1 pseudogene is annotated in these 386 nt (G+C 42.2%); it reads left to right on the top strand.

The window, feature by feature from the left end:
• Positions 1-386: pseudogene (locus LZZ90_RS14000) on the top strand (hypothetical protein); the annotation flags it as partial.

Genomic DNA, 386 nt, shown 5'->3' on the forward strand with positions numbered 1-386 from the left:
GAACTGCTACTGTAATGTTTAATGGAACGCCAAATGCAACGGTAACGTATACAATTGATGGCGGAGCAAATCAAACGGTAACGCTTGACGCTTCAGGAACAGCTAGTGTTACGACTCCAGCTTTAACAGCGGATAGCACTTATGCTTTAGTGAATGTGGCTTCAACATGTTCTCAAAGTGTAACTGGTTCAGCCATAATTACAGTTAATGCTTTACCAACGGCAACTATTTCAGGAGCAACTACAATTTGTTCAGGAGGAACTGCTACGGTAACGTTCAACGGAACACCAAATGCTACGGTAACTTATACTGTAAACGGTGGAGCGAACCAAACAATAATGCTTGACGCTTCAGGAACAGCTACAGTAACAACATCAGCTTTAACA

It is taken from the genome of Flavobacterium sp. SM15 (assembly GCF_022012335.1).
GTDB lineage: Bacteria > Bacteroidota > Bacteroidia > Flavobacteriales > Flavobacteriaceae > Flavobacterium.